Here is a 1,029-nt window from a genome sequence, read left to right on the forward strand (position 1 = left end):
GCATTTTATTTTACAGAGTGTTAGACCTCTAAGTATGTATGCGTCTACTCATTAACCCCAGTTTTGTATCAGCATTTTATAAATGCCAAAAAAAGAACAGGGTTTACAGGCAAGTCCACCTCCGTCTTTGATCGTATCACTTTTCAAATTTCGTTACCGTGGATGGCCTCCAAGTTTATCCTTTCACCACCAGGCCTCATCTCAAATGCATGGGCAGGCTCTAAGGCCTTATAGGTTTCAAGAGCGAAAATTTATGTACCGGACCATGAACTTACAACGGTCTAGTACTTTCTTTCATGGGGTATGTCAGGGATAAAACGGCCATACCCTGGGTGATTTATACATTTAAATTGAAAAATCCTCCTCCAATATATGGGATTGGATAGAAAGAGAATATAAACGGTAGAGATTATAGAAACAGAAAAATATAAGCAAATGGGATTTGTTTTCCAAAATTATGCAAAGATTGAAAATGTGAGTGAATATTAATAATAGTTACGCCCTTTGTTTTAAAATTTCATAAATGAATTTTTTTGGCTTTTTGCACAAGGTTCATAAATTAAGACAAACTTGTAATATCTGTAAATACGAAGAAGAAGGAACGTATCGGTAATTACAAAAATGCCGGGGCTGGTACAGACCTAAAGGCGATCCTATCAAAGTAAATGATCCTGATTTTGGAACAGAGCGTGTAGCGCCGTATGAAATATATGATGTAACCAAAATGAAGGTTTAGTTCATGTAGGATTGTGTGCTGATACAGGTACTTTTGCTTCCAATAGCATCCTGTGGTGGTATTCAATGGGGTGTGAATGTTATCCCGATGCGACAGAAATATCAATCATAGATGATGTTGGCAGAGATAATGAAAGTCGTAATAAGATTTGGAAGTTAGGGCTACAAAATTTTGCAGATGAAACAGGAATAACGGTTCATGTTTGTCATTTTCTACCAGGTAACGGAGTAGATGGAACAAATCACCCAGGGTATGGCCGTTTTATCCCTGACATACCCCATGAAAGAAAGTAC

1 pseudogene is annotated in these 1,029 nt (G+C 37.4%); it reads left to right on the forward strand.

Features of this window, described 5'->3' with window-relative positions:
• Window positions 1–729: 729 nt before the first annotated feature.
• A pseudogene (locus F557_RS22040) lies at window positions 730–1,029 on the forward strand (ISAzo13-like element transposase-related protein); the annotation flags it as partial.

This window comes from Succinimonas amylolytica DSM 2873 (assembly GCF_000378405.1).
GTDB classification, from domain to species: Bacteria; Pseudomonadota; Gammaproteobacteria; order Enterobacterales; family Succinivibrionaceae; genus Succinimonas; species Succinimonas amylolytica.